The sequence below is a fragment of the Janthinobacterium sp. BJB304 genome, from assembly GCF_002735765.1.
Taxonomy (GTDB): Bacteria; Pseudomonadota; Gammaproteobacteria; order Burkholderiales; family Burkholderiaceae_D; genus Janthinobacterium.
The window spans coordinates 114,964-130,118 of record NZ_PDZN01000018.1; the positions used below are offsets into that span (position 1 = coordinate 114,964).

Genomic DNA, 15,155 nt, shown 5'->3' on the forward strand with positions numbered 1-15,155 from the left:
AACAGAAAAAACTTACGGCACCACTCTACCCTGCTTCTCACGCCCTGCGAACAACAGCGTCAGCGGGCCGCTTGCACTGACCAGCACAATGCCGGCCAGCACCAGCGCCGCGCCGAGGAGAAACGCCATCGACACATGCTCGTCCAGCAACACCGCACCCAGCAGCACGCCGAACAGCGGTGTCAGGAAGGAAAATATGCCCAGGCGCGACGCCAGATAGCGGCGCAGCAAATGAAACCACGCCAGCAAGCTGGCAAACGAGACAATCACGGACTGGAACACCAGATTGCCGATGACCAGGGGCGTGGCCGCGAAGGCCAACTGGCCCAACAACGCTGCCGCGCCCAGCAGCAGCACGCAGCCCGCCGTCAACTGGTACAGCACCACTTGCGTGGCCGGCACGTGCGCCAGGCGCGAACAGCGCACCACCACCCTCGTGGCGCCCCATGCCGCGCCAGCAGCCAGGCACAGCAGATCGCCCAGCAAGCCATGCGGATGGGCCAACTCACCCGCTGCCGGAGCCACGGGCACAAAAGCAACGACGATGCCGGCAAAGGCCAGCGCCACGCCGGCCCATTGCAACGGGGCAAGGCGCTCGGACGGCAGCCGAAAGTGCAAACCCAGCGCCACGAACAACGGGCCCGTGTAGAGGAACACCACGGCATGCGCTGCGCTCGTGTATTGCAATCCCGCCCCCAGCAGCACATATTCGAGCGCGAACAAGCCTCCCGCCAGCAAGCCCGGGCGCCAGGCGGCGCGCGCCTGCGCCAGATTCTCGCGGCGCGCCAGCATCAGCAGGCCCACGAGCACGGCAGCCAGGCCCGAGCGCAGCGCGATCTGCAGCACGGGCGCCATGTCGTGCGCCACCGCCTTGATGCCCACCTGCTGCAAACTCCATACGACGCACAGCAGTGTCATGACGGCCACCGCCTGCCCATCCATTGCCTTGCGCATCTCCACAGTATTCCTTGTCGCATGTCGGAGTCCTCATTATCAACGGTGCGGCTTTTCTTGATATAGTGAGAATCCGACACTCCCTCCTTCAATACAGCCAACCACAATGCCCGTGCCCACCACAAGACATCTGCTGCTGGCACCCTACAGCGGCGCCCTGCCAGCCCCCATCTGCTTTCGCAGCGCCGCCATGCCGGCCGCAGGGATTTATCCCAGCCACAGTCACTCCTGGGGCGAGTTCGTGTATGCGCTGAGCGGCGTGGTGGAAGTGCTGGTGGCAGGAAAACACTATCTGGTGCCGCCCCAGTACGGCATCTGGCTGCCGCCCCGCGTGGCGCATACGGGGCAGAACCGCCATCCCGCCTGCCACAGCTCGCTGTACGTGAGCGAAGCACTGTGCGGGGAGCTGCCCGCCGCGCCATGCGCGCTGGTCGTCACGCCCTTCGTGCGCGCCATGCACGAGCACTTGCGCAGCCATCCGCCCGGGATGCCGCAGACGATTCATGAAGAGCGCCTCTTGTACGTATTGCTGGACCAGCTGGCGCGCGCCACGCCCGTGGGCAGCTATCTGCCCAGTTCGGATGACCCCATGCTGGGCAAGGTGCTGGCCATGCTCGACAACACCCCCGGCGACGACCGCCCGCTGGCCGTGCTGGCGCAGGCCGTCAACACCACGGAGCGCACGCTGATGCGCCGCTGCCAGCGCGACCTCGGCATGAGTTTCGCCCAATGGCGCGCGCGGTTGCGCGTGATTAAGGCCATGACCATGCTGGAAGCAGGCCAGACGGTGGAAAGCATCGCCTTCGACCTGGCATATGCCAGCTCCTCTGCCTTTATTACCATGTTCCGCAAGGTAACAGGCGAGACGCCGGACGAGTACCGGCGGCGCAGCGCCTAGCCGCACTCGCCAGGCGCCCGCAACCACGCCCACTGTGCGAAAATGCCCGCCTTCGCCATTGCCGGACTTTACTCATGCCGCACGCTGCCCTCGCTACCCTTGCTGCCCTTTCCGGGCGCGACGCCCGGCGCATCGCGCGCCACGCCCAGGCGGCCGATGCCGCCCGCTTCCTGCATCCGGCCCAGCAGGCGCTGCTGCACCGGCGCGGCTGGCTGACGATGCTGGCGCCGCGCAGCGCGGGCGGCGCGGAATTGCCCCTGCCGCAAGTGGTGCGCCTGGAAGAAGCCGTGGCCGCCGTCGACGGCAGCATGGGCTGGGTGCTGACCCTGTGCGCGGGCGCCGGCTGGTTCGCCGGCTTTCTGGCGCCCGACATGGCGCGCGCCATCATCGGCACGCCGCGCGCCTGCCTTGGCGGCAGCGGCGCGGCCACCGGCTACGCGGAGGAAGAAGGCGACGGCTACCGCATCACGGGCAGCTGGGACTACGCCAGCGGCGCGCCCATGGCGACCCACTTCACCCTGAACGCCCGGCTGCGGCGCGCTGGCCAGCCCCTGCTCGACGAACAAGGCCAGCCGCGCATCCGCGCCTTCCTCGTGCCCGCCGCCCTGGTGCGGCTGGTGCCCTCGTGGAACAGCATCGGCATGCGCGCCAGCGCCTCGCACAGCTACCGCATCGACGGCCAGTGGCTCGGCAAGGAACACGGTTTCACCATCAGTCCCGCAGCCGCGACGGCCGACGGCCCCCTGTACCGCTACCCGTTTTATTCGCTCGCCTACGTGACCCTGGCCGCCAACGTGGCCGGCATGGCCGCGCATTTCATGGAATTGGCCGAAGAATGCATGCGCCACCGCCGCCATGCGCGGGCCGGCCTGCCGCTGCTGGAGGTGCCGGAAGTAATATCCATGCTGCAAGGCAAGCAAGACGCATTGATCGCCGCCCGCGCGCGCTTTTATGCCGTGCTCGATGACAGCTGGGCAACGGTGGCCGCCGGCGCGGCGCTCGATGCGGACGCCATGCAGGCCGTGCAAGCCGCTTCGCTGGCCCTGGTCGCCGTCTGCCGCGCGGCCGTCGACGGCCTGTATCCATATTGCGGCCTGTACGCGGCCCGCGAAGACAGCGCCATCAACCGCGTCTGGCGCGATTTCCATACGGCCAGCCAGCATGCGCTGCTGCTGCCGTAGCGTGAACGCGCCGCGCGGCAACGCCAGCCAGCGTCTTAGCGCGGATAACTGTCGTCCGTCACCTGCTCCAGCCAGCTGACCGCCGATCCGTCTTGCGCCTCCGCAATGGCAACATGCTGCATAGCGGACGTGGCCGTCGCACCATGCCAGTGCTTGACACCGGGCGGTATCCACGCCACGTCGCCCGCGGCCAGTGCCTGCAGCGGTCCCTGCCAGTGCTGCACCCAGCCGTAGCCTTGCGTAACGATCAAGGTCTGGCCCAAGGGATGCGTATGCCAGGCCGTGCGTGCGCCGGGCGCGAAGGTGACGATGCCGCCGCCCACGCGAGCCGGAGACGGTCGCTGGAACATGGCGTCGACCTCGACCGCGCCCGTGAAGTAGCGGGCGTCGCCCGTGATGGCGGGCATGGCGGCGGCGCGCGTGACGGTGACGGCCGCTGGCGCAGAAATGGCGCCTGCCTCGGCAGAAGCGGTGGCAGAAACGGCGCCGGCGGGCAGGCAAAGCGGCAAGAGTGCCGCGGCGTATCGATGCATGTCTGGTTTCCTTTCATGCCGGTAAGATAAGCACACGTGCCGCCGGGCAGCCGGCTTCGCCTGTCCTGGCCAGTCAAGCTTAACAGTGCTGGCTCGCGCTGATAAGCGGCGCAACGCCACTAGGGCTTATAAGCTGGGCTGATGAATAAGCCGATGCACGGCCGATGGCAGAAAGGCATGCGAACGCCATGCCAGCCGGATTGCCTGATAATATGGGGACATTGCTACTTCTCGCTCCCTCTCATCCATGCACGTCAACACGCTCAGCAGCCTTGCGCAACTTTTGGCCAGCGCCGAAACGGAAACCCTGTCCTTTCCCACCAGCATCAATACGGCCCTGCTCCTGCAAAAGGAACTGGCCAACCCGGATTGCCACTCGGCCGACATCAGCCGGCTGCTGCTGTGCGAACCCACCTTGTCGGCGCGCGCCGTGGCGCTGGCCAATTCGGCCATGTTCGCGTCCGGCCACACGCCCGCCATCACCAGCGTGCGCGCCGCCGTCGAGCGGCTGGGCCACCGCAACCTGTATGCGCTGGCGACGGCGGCCGTCATCCGCCAGCTGAACGCGGGCATCCGCGACGAAGCCTTGCGCGCCCGCGCCACCCAGCTGTGGGCGCACACCGTGCATGTGGCGGCGCTGGCGCATGCGCTGGCAGGCGCCGTCACGCAGACGGATGCCGATACGGCGCTGTTCGCCGGTATCGTGCATGAAGTAGCCGGTTTTTATTTGCTGGCCCAGGCCGACAAGACCCCGGGTCTGTACACCGAGCTGGAAACGCAGATGGCCTCCACCCTGGAAGTGATCGGCCGCGCGCTGATGCGCCAGCTGGGCGTGCCGCTGTCGGTGGCCGATGCCGTCAACGCCTTGCCCGGCTCGACCATCATGTTGCCGCCCGAAGGCTTGCGCGACACCCTGCTGCTGGCCAAGGCGCTGGCGCCCGTGCCTTCGCCGCTGCCGCAGGCCTACGTCACCATCAGCGCGCCGCTGCAGGCCTACCTGGAGCACGACCCCGTGCTGCAGGCGCTGCGCACGCAGCCGTCGGCCGAAGCGAAGGCCCTGATCAAGGTGCTGCTTAGCTGACGGCCGATCTGCTATGATGGCGGAGGCCCGGACGGACCCGGCCCGCTTTCATTGATGTGCACTGGAAAACTGCCTTGACTACCTCCCTACGCATGCTCGGCCTGGCCGCAGCTCTGACCATGGCGTGCAACGCCAACGCCGACAGCTTCGTTTCCTCGGCCTCCAGCGCCGGCTCCCAGTCGAGCGGCAGCATTTCCGATTCGCTCAACGGTTCGAGCAACAGTTCCTCGCGCGACAACAAGGTGGCCAATGGCCCCTACCGCATCATCGACGTGGCCGCCGTGCCGGGCCGCGACGGCATGACGCGTTTGACCATGCAGGCCGAGGCCACGGCCACGCCGCTGGTGCTGGACTTGCCGCAGGCGGCGCTCGACAAACAGCAGCTGGCGCAAGGCGACATGGTGCATGCGCAAAACCGCGCCTACGGCATCGAATTCTCGCGCAACGACACGCGCGCCGCCTTCTTCCTCGTGCTGGCCGACGACTGGTACGGCGAACTGGCCACGCGTCCCGTCAGCCTTTGATTCGTTTTCTCCTGCACCGCCCGGCACTGCTGCTGGGCGTTTGCGCCATCTTCAGCGCTGGCGCCGCCCAGGCAGGCACCTCGCTGGCCTCGTCGCGCTTTTGCGACCGCGCGCAGGAACTCACGGCCACGGAACAGGACCGGCTGCTGCGCTTTGCCGCCGTCGTGCGCGAGGAACTGGCCGCCAGCGAAGGCAGCGTGGCCCTCATCAGCCGCTCCGGCCTGGACCTGGCGCGCTTCGGCATCCGCTATTCGCACGCGGCGCTGGCCTGGCGCCACGACAACGACAGCGGCTGGTCCGCGCGCCAGCTGTACTACGCCTGCGACGAAGGCCGTCCGCGCATCTTCGACCAGGGCACGGCCGGTTTCGCCATGGGCACGGCCAATCCATCGCTCGGCTACATCGCACTGGTGAAACTGCCGGCCGAAACCGTGCCGCCCCTGCGCCGCGCCCTGCTCGACCCTGTGCGCGTGCAAGAGCTGCTGGCGGGCCGCTACAGCGCCAACGCGTACGCTTTCAATTTGAAATACCAGAACTGCAATCAGTGGGTGGCGGAAATGCTGGCCGCCGCCTGGGGAGAGCTGGCCGCGGGCAGCGACTTGCGCGCGCGCGCCCAGGACTGGCTGCGCGCCGCGCCTTACACCCCCGCTCCTGTGGACGTGGGCGCCCGCTGGCTGATGCTCGGTTCCATCTTCGTGCCCCTCGTGCACATGGACGACCATCCGCCCGAAGCCATCGGCACGATGCGGCTGGCAGTCAGCCTGCCGGCCAGCCTGGAAGCGTTCGCGCGCCAGCGCCTGCCGGCCAGCGAGCGCGTGGAAATCTGCCACGACGGCAAACAGGTGGTGGTGCACCGGGGCTGGGAACCGGTCGCCGACGGCTGCGTGCCCGGCCCGCACGACCGCGTCATCGCCCTCGACGATACGCCGCACAACATTCCCTAAGCAGTCCGGGCGGCCAGCGCCGCTTCGACCTGATCGAGCAAGTGCGCCGGCTGCGGCCCCTGCCCCATCCGGCGGGCCACCTCGCCGCACGCCAATTGAACCTCGGGCGCGGCCAGCAAACGCGCCAGCTGGCGCCGCATGCGCCCCGCCGACAAACGCCTGGCCAGCAAGACATCCCCCACGCCGAGCCGCTTGATCCGCCAGCCGTTGTCGAACTGGTCGTACGCGAACGGCACGATCAGTTGCGGGATGCCCGCGCGGAAGGCATCCGCGCTGGTGCCGATGCCGCCATGGTGCACCACGGCCGCCACGCGCGGCAGCAGGGCCGCGAACGGCGCGTACGCCTGCCACATGACACTGGGTGGCAAATGCTGCGGCACCTGCGCCGCATGGGACGTGAGGAATAAGCCGCGCCGCCCCAGCCGCCGCAACACGTCCAGGGCGATGCTGAAATAGCGCTGCGCGTGCTGGTGACCGGTCCCGGGCGTAAAGACGATGGGCGGCTCGCCCTCGCCCAGAAAGCGTTCCAGTTCCGGCGGCAGCGCCGCGGCGCCATGCGGGGCGGCGCCGCCGAAACCGGCTTGCACGAAATGCGGCGGCCAGTCCGCCTGCGGGGCGGCGAACCAGGCGGGAAACAGCCCCAGCGAGGCATCGGGCGCGGCCAGCATGTGCGCAAAAAAATGCGCTTCGGGCGGCAGGCCGTGCTGCGCGCGCGCACCGTTCAGGCCAGGCAGCAGCACCGGGTCGACCATGCCGCGGTGGATCATCCGCCACAGCGCCTCGCGCCAGGACAGCGGCACCCAGGCGGGAATGCGCAGCGAGCCGGCCGCCAGGAAATCATGGCTGCTGCACAGGTTCGATGGCGCCAGAAAGGCCGCGACGATGCGCAGGTCCGGGCGTACCGAGCGTGCCAGGGCGGCCATCGGCACGAGGAAGGGATGGCACAGCACCACGCACTCTTCACCGTCCGGCAAGCCTTGCACGACGTCGCGCACGGCGCCCAGGTACGGCACGAGGCCGCGCCACACGACGCCCCAGCCCTTGCGCTCATCCCACAGGCCGGGGTCGCCCAGCATGGCCTGCCCCTCTTCCTGCGTGCCGAAGGTGCGATACGGCAGCCTTGACGCCAGCGCCGCCGCTTCCTGCCAGGCCGGCACCAGCAGCAGCACGCGCCGCTCCCGTTGCCGCAAGCCCTGCGCCAGCGCGATAAATGGTTGCATGTCGCCGCCGGTGCCGTTGCTGGCGACGATGACGAGCGGCGCCGTCGGGTGGCGGTCATCCGCCAAGGTGGCCTCCGTGCCTGGCGGCGCTCATCGGTGCGCCCCACGCGCCGGCAGTTGTAACATCATGTCCCACTGGTCGATGCCGGGTCCGAAGCCATCCGGCGTCACCTTGACCGGCACGAAGCCGAAGCGCGCATAAAAGCCCTGCGTGTGCTGGCTGGTGTTCATGCTCACCCTGGCCACTTGCGGCACGGCGCGTATCGCATCCAGGCGCGCCTGCGTCAGCGCGCGGCCCAGTCCCTGGCCGTGCACGTCCTGCGCCACCATGCCCCAGCACAGGCTGGCGACCGTGCCGCCCGCCTCGATCGCATGGCCGCCGCAGGCGACGATGCGCGTTGCTCCCTCGACCGCACGTTCGATGACCAGATACGGCTGCGTTGATGCTTCCAGCCAGGCGACGAAGGCCGCGCGCTCGGACGGGTCGAAAAAGCGCGGCGTATTGCCGTCGAAAAGAGCCAGGCAGGCGTCGCGGTCGCCGGCCCGGTAAGGACGTACTGTTTGCATTTTGCGTACTCAAAAGAACATGAACGCCGATTATACGGGCTGCGCGTTCAGGCCAGCTGTTCCGAACCGACGACGTGTACACCCGGCGCGGCGGCCAGCGCCGCTTCCAGCAGGGCGCCGGCGATGCGCGGCGCGGGATTGATGCGCCAGCGGCGCGGCAGCACGGGACCCAGCACGCGCAGCAGGCGCAAGGCGGCGCCCTCGCCCGCGCGCGCCACGTCGCGCTCGCCGCCGATCAGCCCGGGCCGCACGTGCGTGAGCGACGCAAAACCCAGTGCTTCCAGGTCGCGTTCCAGTTCGCCCTTGACGCGGTTGTAGAAGATACGCGAGCCGGGATTGGCGCCGGCTGCGGAATTGAGCGCGTACGCGCGCGTGCCGGCCGCCAGCGCCAGGCGCGCCACGGCCAGCGGGTAGTCGTGGTCCACGCGCGAAAATGCCTGCCGCGTACCGGCCAACTTCATGGTCGTGCCCAGGGTGCAGATGACGGCGTCCGCCTGCCACCAGGGCGCGCCGGGCGGCAAGCGGTCGAAATCGACGAGCGGCGCATCGAGTTTGGGATGCGCCGGCAAGGGCTTGCGCACGGGGGCGACGACCTGGCTGACGCGCGCGTCACTCAGCGCCAGGCGCAGCACTTCGCGGCCCACGAGGCCGGTGGCGCCCACAAGCAATAATTTCATGGATTTCCCGTTTAAGTTGCTGTCAGCCACCACCATACACGGAACTCAGGACAGGCGCAGCGCCAGCGCCGCCAGGGTCGCCAGCAGCACGGGCACGGTCAGCACGATGCCGACGCGGAAGTAATATCCCCAGGAAATGTGGATGTTCTTGCTGTCGAGCACATGCAGCCACAGCAAGGTAGCCAGGCTGCCGATGGGCGTGATCTTCGGGCCCAGGTCGCTGCCGATGACGTTGGCGTAAATCATCGCCTCGCGCACGGCGCCCTGCGCCGTCGTCGGGTCGATGGCCAGCGCGCCCACCAGCACCGTCGGCAGGTTGTTCATCACGGACGACAGCAAGGCCGTCAACACGCCCGTGCCCATGGCCGCGCCCCACACGCCGTACTGGGCACAGTGGTTCAGCAGTCCCGTCAGGTAAGCCGTCAAGCCCGCATTGCGCAAGCCATACACGACCAGATACATGCCCAGCGAAAAGACGACGATTTGCCATGGCGCATGGCGCAGCACGTGGCGCGTGGAAATCACATGGCCCTTGCCTGCCACGCCCAGCAGCAGCGCGGCTCCGACGGCGGCGATCAGGCTGATGGGAACGCCCAGGGCTTCCTGCGAGAAAAAGCCCGCCAGCAGCAGCGCCAGCACCAGCCAGCCGGCGCGGAAGGTGGGCAAGTCGCGGATGGCGGCGCGCGGGCGTTTCAGCTGCGCCACGTCATAGTCGCGCGGGATATCCTGGCGGAAAAAGATCAGCAAGGCCGCCAGGGTGGCGCCCACGGCGACGACGTTGACGGGCACCATCACGGACGCGTACTCGGCAAAGCCGATCTTGAAATAGTCGGCCGAGACGATATTGACCAGATTCGACACCACCAGCGGCAGGCTGGCCGTGTCGGCGATGAAACCGGCCGCCATCACGTAGGCCAGGGTGGCTTTGGCGGAAAACTTCAATGCCCGCAGCATGGCGATGACGATGGGCGTCAATATCAGCGCGGCGCCGTCGTTGGCGAACACGGCGGATACCAACGCGCCCAGCAAGACCAGCAGCACGAACAGTTTTGTCCCGCTGCCGCCGCCCCAGCGCGCCACGTGCAGCGCCGCCCACTCGAAGAAGCCGGCCGCGTCCAGCAGCAGGCTGATGATGATGACGGCAACAAACGTGCCGGTGGCGTTCCACACGATATGCCAGACGACGGGGATGTCGCCCCAGTGGATCACGCCGGCCAGCAAGGCGACGCCAGCGCCGATGACGGCGCTCCAGCCGATGCCCAGGCCGCGCGGCTGCCAGATGACGAGGGTTAAGGTGGCGAGAAAGATCAGGAAAGCGGTGAGCATGCGGCAAGGTTCCGGAGAGGGCAGCAAGGCGCGCAATCGCGCCAAGGCCGGTGAGTGGATACAATGATTCCATAATACTGGAAATATCAAATAGAATCAAAGTCATCATTCACCTGACCGCAAGCGGCCGGCACGGCGCCTTGCCAAGCCCTCCCTATTCCGATAGCTGCACAGCTTTTTTATCGAAAAGGAACCAGCTCGTATCGACCTTGACGAGCAGCTTGGTCGGCGACAAATACTCGGCCGTCACGGAAACGGCATTGCAGTCTTCCTTCAGGACGATCAGGCTGGCCATGGAATTGCTGCGTATATTCGTCTTGTACGCCGTATGATATTGCTCAGGTTCCCCTGCCGGCCATGCCAGTTGCGTATCCTGGGCTACCTTGGACATCTTTTCCGGCGCCGAAAACGTTCCGTCATAGCCGTGATAACTGACGCAGACGCTGACGCCATCGCCCGCATCGACCCTGAATTGCCGCGCCCCGATGTCCACCGGCGCCACCAGCGTCTGATAATTCATCTGCCAGCGGCGCTTGGTCGCACTTTGCGCCCAATCGTAGATCAGGGCCACGCCCGCCTTCGGGTTATAGGCGACCGTGCGCACCGCGCCTTGCAGCAAGGGGTTCCAGACTGACGTTTTTATGTCGCGGCTGCGGTAGGCGTCCGTGGCATCCCCGGTGGCGACCGACCAGTCGCTCGTCTCGGCCGCATGAAAATTGATCAGCCTGCCATGTGGCTGCATATAAAACAGCGGCGCCCCCGGCGCAACGGGGCTTGCCGCCGGCTCGGCCTGGCCTATGCCGGCGTCCTCATATCCCTCTCCCGCGTCGAACGTCAGCGCATTCTTGTAGCGCGTGGCGCGTCTGATCCGCTGCTCCGGCAGACTGCCAAATTCCTTATAGGTGCCGCCAGAAATGAAAATACTCTTGCCTTTTGACACAAAGGTAAACGCATTGTTGTCAGCATGGCTGTGGTTGATGGCGCCGAGACGGCTGGAACGGAAAAACAGGCTGGAACGCTGCGGATCGGCCGCATTGGAGTGCATGGCGACCACGCCCGCATCCTCGAACAGATACGTGCGTTTCAAGATGGGCAGCACAGCGGGCTCAACGGGAGGTCTGATTGCCGTCAGAAAATAATGCTGGAAAGGCAAGTAAAAAGACTGGGTCTGCTCAATATTGTCCCGGTAATACCATTCATCGACAGGATTCTGCGATACCTGGGCAAACAGGCGGTAGGAGTTCCAGGCATAGGATTCATACCCCCCCGTCAGGTTGCTGCCGTCGCCGAACGTGCCGCGCACCTTGCTCCAGCGGCCCCGCACCGTCTGCGCGTGGAAATTGTCGCCGAACTGCCGCAGCGCGGGGATATGGCTGATATCCACGTTGGCCATCAACAGATACGAAGCCATGGCCGGTGCATACGAGTTGAGCGCGTTCCAGGCATAATTGATGCCGTTGCCAAACGCGCTGTCCGTGCCGCCGCCCCACGTGCCCGAACTCGTGATCAGCGTTTCCCAGGCAGTGGTAAAACGGTTAACCGGCGCCAACGGCTTGCCTTTTGCATTGCAGGACTTGTCATATTCCGCACCCTGTTCAAACGTCACGTCGCCGCCAGGTCCCTGGCCGACGGCGCCGGTCGACAGCATCAGGGTTTGCACCGCATAGTAGGCCGCGGCCAGGACATGGGAATCATACGGATTGGCGCGCAAACCCGCCTCCATCTTGTACATCAGAGGATTGAGCCGCCCGTTGATCGCCTTGATGAGTACATAGCGGTCCGCCCTGGTCATGTTGTAGTAAAGCATGTCCAAGCCTTGCGCCAGGGCGACCATGATCAGCCTGTTGGCCTGGTCCTGCTGGCATTCGCCGGTCACGCCGTCCGGCGCCCAGCTGGCCAGCTGCAGCAGGCGGGCGATGGCCTGTGCGTGATACCGCTGGTCGCCCTTGAGCAGCGCCGCCACGGACAACCGCTCTATCCCCTGGGCAGCCCTGAACGCTGCGTCGGCGATAGCTTCCGGTTTCAGGCCGATGGGCTCCGCGGGCATCGGGTACTTCGTATTGGCCAGTACCTGCTCCGCCTCGGCCAGGTACGTTTTGTAGGATGCCGCCAGGGGGCTGGCCTGCACGGCGGCGTGGATGGCCGACATCTGCAGGACCTGGCCATTCGCCGCCACCGGAATCAGACGCGGATGCAGGCGCTGTCCTATCCTGGCGATGACTTCGGTGGCGGCGGGCAGGTCGGGCAGGTTGTCGACGGCATTGCCGTCGAAATGAAAACGCCGGACCGCGCCGGACCTGATCCGGCCGTCCGGAAAATGATACTGCACCTGCCACGTGTACAGCCCGGTTTCGTTCAACAGCTCGGGCAGGATCAGCGACGTGCGCGTCGTGGTGATACTCAATGGACTTTTTCCACTGGGAAAGTTAAGCGTCAACACCATCTCTGCGACGTTATAAAAGTCAGGCCAGACAAACACCGGATTACGCACTTTCACGGACGTGCAGTCGCGCGGCTCGATGCGGGCATACTCATGGCCCATGACAAAATCGCTCTCCTGCACGGGTTTGCAGCCGGTCGCGTACGCTTCGGGAATGTAGTCCTTGTCCAGCAAGACCCCGGCAGACAGTTCGATGGTGCGCGTAGCGGTTTCCGGTTCGCCGGGAGTGCTGGCCGTCAAGGTATGGCGCAAGGTGGCGGCATCGCCGGCCGCATACCTGACAATCTGGCTGTTGCCGCTGACCGGCACGCCATTCAGCGTGACCGTGGCTGCCCCGCTCACCTCCCAGTGCAGGCGCACCGGCTGGCCCTCAACCACCTTCAGGTGATCGGCATCGAATGCCAGGATCGCGGGCGCAGCGTGCGCTCCGCCTATGCAAACCGATAACAACAGCGCGACATGGGATTGACGCATACCTACTCCTTTTGCAATGTGAACCAGAAAAGACACCAGTCCCGCAGAACACTGAGGAATAGTGATGTTACCATTATAATAACATCAAGGCGGCAGAATACTTATTATTTTGAAATCATTTCCACGCACGACAGGCGCGCCCCATACGCATGGCGGCCAGCAGCAGCGGGAAATGGCGATACGTCAAGCCCGCGTAGCATTCCGAAAGCAGATTCGCCGGCAATCAAGCCATCTTATGCCCGCCCATGGTGTGCGCTACGCAGCGCCCGGCGCACCGAGCACGGCTTCGACTTCCGCCTTGCACTGCAATAGCGCCGACAGCAGCTGTTCCCGCTGGGCGTGGAAACGCAGGGCCGGCACGCCCAGCGACAGCGCGTAGCGCTCGCTCGTGCCCGTGTTCAGGGCCACGCCGATGCCGCACACGCCAGGTGCGTGCTCTTCCATATCGACGGCATAGCCCTGCGCGCGTACCTGTTCCAGGTGCGGCAGCAGTTGCGCAAGCGCCGTGATGGTCTGGTCCGTGCGCGCTTCCAGGCGTTCGCCGAACAGCCGGGCCAGCGCGTCTTCCGGCATCTGCGCCAGCAAGGCCTTGCCATGCGCGGTGCAGTGGATCGGGTAGGCCGTTCCCACGGCCGACACGACGCGCAGTTCATGGTCGGAACAGTACTGGTCCACCGACACCGCATGCAGGCCGCGGTACACGCACACGTCCACCGTTTCGCGCGTGCGCCGGCCCAACGCTTCCGCATACGGCCGCAGGACCGCCACCACGTCCGTATGCGCCGACGCCGCCAGACGCGCGATGGCCGGACCCAGCTTCACCCCGCCGACGCCGGAACTGACCAGTTGCTGGGCTTCCAGCGCGGCGACGATGCGGTGCACCGTGGTGCGCGGCAAGTCCGCGCCCTTGGCGATCTGCGCCAGGCTCAGGCCGCCCGTCTGGTTTTCCAGCGCGCGCAGCACCGCCGCCGCGCGCGCAATGACTTGCTTGCCGCTATTGCCTTCGTTTTCTTCACTCATCTCTTTACCCAATTATGCATGACGATAGCTGCCGTGACGGCATTGACCGGCATTGTACATGGCCCTATAATTGTTCCATCATTCGGAACAGTGTTCCGTATAACGGTTTTCAACTCAGGCACCGGGGGAGGCGCATGTCCAGCCGCAGTATATCGAAGACAGCAACGTGCACGCTCCTTTCCGTTGCCAGCCTGACCATCATGGTGGGATGCGTGCTGGTCCCGGGATTGCCGTCCATTGCCGCGCGCCTCGGGGTGGCCGACGCCGCCAGCTGGCTCGTCACGCTGCCCTCGCTGGGCGTGGTGCTGTCCGGCCCCTTCGCCGCCATGCTCATGCAGCGCCTGGGACTGCACCGCACCCTGCTGGCGGGGCTGTTCCTGTACGGCTTGCTGGGCGTCTCGGGCATGTTCCTGCATGGGCACGTTGCCGTGTTCGCCAACCGTTTCCTGCTGGGTGCGCCGACGGCGCTCGTGATGGCGTCGGGCACGGGGCTGATCTCGGCCCTGTTCAGCGGCCAGGCAAGGCTGCGCATGATCGCCAGACAAGGCATGACGATCGAACTGGGCGGCGTGCTCTTCCTCGCCCTGGGCGGCCTGCTGGCCACGGCGGGCTGGCGCTATCCCTTCCTGCTGTATCTGGCTTCGTGGGTGCTGCTGGCATGCGCCTGGCGCTGCGTGCCGGCACCTGCCCCTGCCCCGGATGCCGGCCTGGATGGCGCGCCGCCAGCGCCCGGCCCGTCGCGCGCCCTGCTCCTCGTCCATGCGCTGGCGGCGCTCTCCATGACGGTATTTTTCGCCGCCATCATCGTTTTGCCCCTGCGCCTGCAGCAACTGGGCTGGAGCGAGGACCGGGCCGGGTATCTGCTTTCCTTCGTGTCGCTGGTGGCCGTGGCGGCCGCCTGGCTGATGCCCCAGGCGGTCCGGCGCCTGCATGAACACGGCACCCTGGGCGCCGCCTTCGCCTGTTATGCGCTGGCACATCTGCTGTTTGCGGGCGCCGCCGCGCTGCCCACGCTGCTGGCCGGCGCCGTGGCGCTGGGGATGGGCTTCGGCCTGTCCGTGCCCCTGTGCACGCACATGACGGTCGAGCGCAGCCACTTGCCCAGCCGCAACCGCAACCTCGCCTATCTGTCGATGGCCATCTTCGGCGGGCAATTTCTCTCTTCCTTCATGACGTATCTGTCCGGCAGCCACGCCACGATGTTTGCCGCCACGGCCGCGCTGGCCCTGCTGGGCGCGGCCGTGGCGGCCGCCCCGCTGCTGCGCCGCCGCCCGGCCGGCACCACCGCTGTTTCCACCACCCGCACTGAAAGGTAA

The 15,155-nt window shown here is 66.4% G+C and carries 14 protein-coding genes; 6 read left to right on the forward strand and 8 right to left on the reverse strand.

Annotation, left to right across the window (positions count from 1 at the left end; all coding sequences use genetic code 11):
* Positions 1-12: 12 nt before the first annotated feature.
* Positions 13-960, reverse strand: a complete 948-nt coding sequence (locus CSQ95_RS20765) for a DMT family transporter (RefSeq protein ID WP_099410867.1) — start codon at positions 958-960, stop codon at positions 13-15.
* Positions 961-1,066: 106 nt separating this feature from the next.
* Here CSQ95_RS20765 and CSQ95_RS20770 point away from each other — a divergent pair, with 106 nt between their 5' ends.
* Together CSQ95_RS20770 and CSQ95_RS20775 are read left to right on the forward strand one after the other, a co-directional pair.
* On the forward strand, positions 1,067-1,852 hold the full coding sequence (locus CSQ95_RS20770) for a helix-turn-helix transcriptional regulator (protein ID WP_257218128.1): 786 nt from the start codon (positions 1,067-1,069) through the stop codon (positions 1,850-1,852).
* A 74-nt stretch (positions 1,853-1,926) separates the two neighbouring features.
* Entirely contained in the window at positions 1,927-3,033 is a 1,107-nt protein-coding gene (locus tag CSQ95_RS20775) for an acyl-CoA dehydrogenase (protein ID WP_099410869.1), read from the forward strand.
* 35 nt (positions 3,034-3,068) lie between these two features.
* Here the strand turns inward: CSQ95_RS20775 and CSQ95_RS20780 are convergent, their stop codons facing one another.
* Positions 3,069-3,566, reverse strand: a complete 498-nt coding sequence (locus tag CSQ95_RS20780; RefSeq protein ID WP_099410870.1) for a cupin domain-containing protein — start codon at positions 3,564-3,566, stop codon at positions 3,069-3,071.
* Between the two features lie 283 nt (positions 3,567-3,849).
* Here CSQ95_RS20780 and CSQ95_RS20785 point away from each other — a divergent pair, with 283 nt between their 5' ends.
* From CSQ95_RS20785 to CSQ95_RS20795, 3 genes are all read left to right on the forward strand, one after another.
* Positions 3,850-4,647, forward strand: a complete 798-nt coding sequence (locus tag CSQ95_RS20785) for an HDOD domain-containing protein (RefSeq protein WP_257218129.1) — start codon at positions 3,850-3,852, stop codon at positions 4,645-4,647.
* A gap of 92 nt (positions 4,648-4,739) precedes the next feature.
* Entirely contained in the window at positions 4,740-5,171 is a 432-nt protein-coding gene (locus CSQ95_RS20790; protein ID WP_070224319.1) for a hypothetical protein, read from the forward strand.
* The gene (locus CSQ95_RS20795) at positions 5,168-6,115 is read left to right on the forward strand and encodes a DUF2145 domain-containing protein (protein ID WP_257218130.1); all 948 of its coding nucleotides are present in this window, start codon (positions 5,168-5,170) and stop codon (positions 6,113-6,115) included. The genes CSQ95_RS20790 and CSQ95_RS20795 overlap by 4 nt, the downstream gene beginning before the upstream one ends.
* Here CSQ95_RS20795 and CSQ95_RS20800 read toward each other — a convergent pair.
* The 6 genes from CSQ95_RS20800 to CSQ95_RS20825 all read right to left on the reverse strand — a co-directional run bounded on the left by CSQ95_RS20800 (position 6,112) and on the right by CSQ95_RS20825 (position 13,839).
* Positions 6,112-7,401 (reverse strand): nucleotide disphospho-sugar-binding domain-containing protein, encoded by a 1,290-nt coding sequence (locus CSQ95_RS20800; protein WP_099410871.1) that lies wholly within the window; start codon positions 7,399-7,401, stop codon positions 6,112-6,114. The genes CSQ95_RS20795 and CSQ95_RS20800 overlap by 4 nt on opposite strands.
* Before the next feature lie 24 nt (positions 7,402-7,425).
* Entirely contained in the window at positions 7,426-7,902 is a 477-nt protein-coding gene (locus CSQ95_RS20805) for a GNAT family N-acetyltransferase (RefSeq protein WP_099410872.1), read from the reverse strand.
* Between the two features lie 47 nt (positions 7,903-7,949).
* Positions 7,950-8,579, reverse strand: a complete 630-nt coding sequence (locus CSQ95_RS20810) for an NAD-dependent dehydratase (protein ID WP_099410873.1) — start codon at positions 8,577-8,579, stop codon at positions 7,950-7,952.
* Positions 8,580-8,624: 45 nt separating this feature from the next.
* Positions 8,625-9,905 carry an arsenic transporter gene (locus CSQ95_RS20815; RefSeq protein WP_099410874.1) on the reverse strand — a complete coding sequence of 427 codons (1,281 nt, stop codon included), beginning with the start codon at positions 9,903-9,905 and terminating at the stop codon, positions 8,625-8,627.
* Positions 9,906-10,059: 154 nt separating this feature from the next.
* On the reverse strand, positions 10,060-12,855 hold the full coding sequence (locus CSQ95_RS20820) for a heparinase II/III family protein (RefSeq protein WP_143450016.1): 2,796 nt from the start codon (positions 12,853-12,855) through the stop codon (positions 10,060-10,062).
* A gap of 219 nt (positions 12,856-13,074) precedes the next feature.
* The gene (locus CSQ95_RS20825; protein WP_099410876.1) at positions 13,075-13,839 is read right to left on the reverse strand and encodes an IclR family transcriptional regulator; all 765 of its coding nucleotides are present in this window, start codon (positions 13,837-13,839) and stop codon (positions 13,075-13,077) included.
* 134 nt (positions 13,840-13,973) lie between these two features.
* Between CSQ95_RS20825 and CSQ95_RS20830 the strand changes: the two genes are divergently transcribed.
* The gene (locus tag CSQ95_RS20830; RefSeq protein ID WP_099410877.1) at positions 13,974-15,155 is read left to right on the forward strand and encodes an MFS transporter; all 1,182 of its coding nucleotides are present in this window, start codon (positions 13,974-13,976) and stop codon (positions 15,153-15,155) included.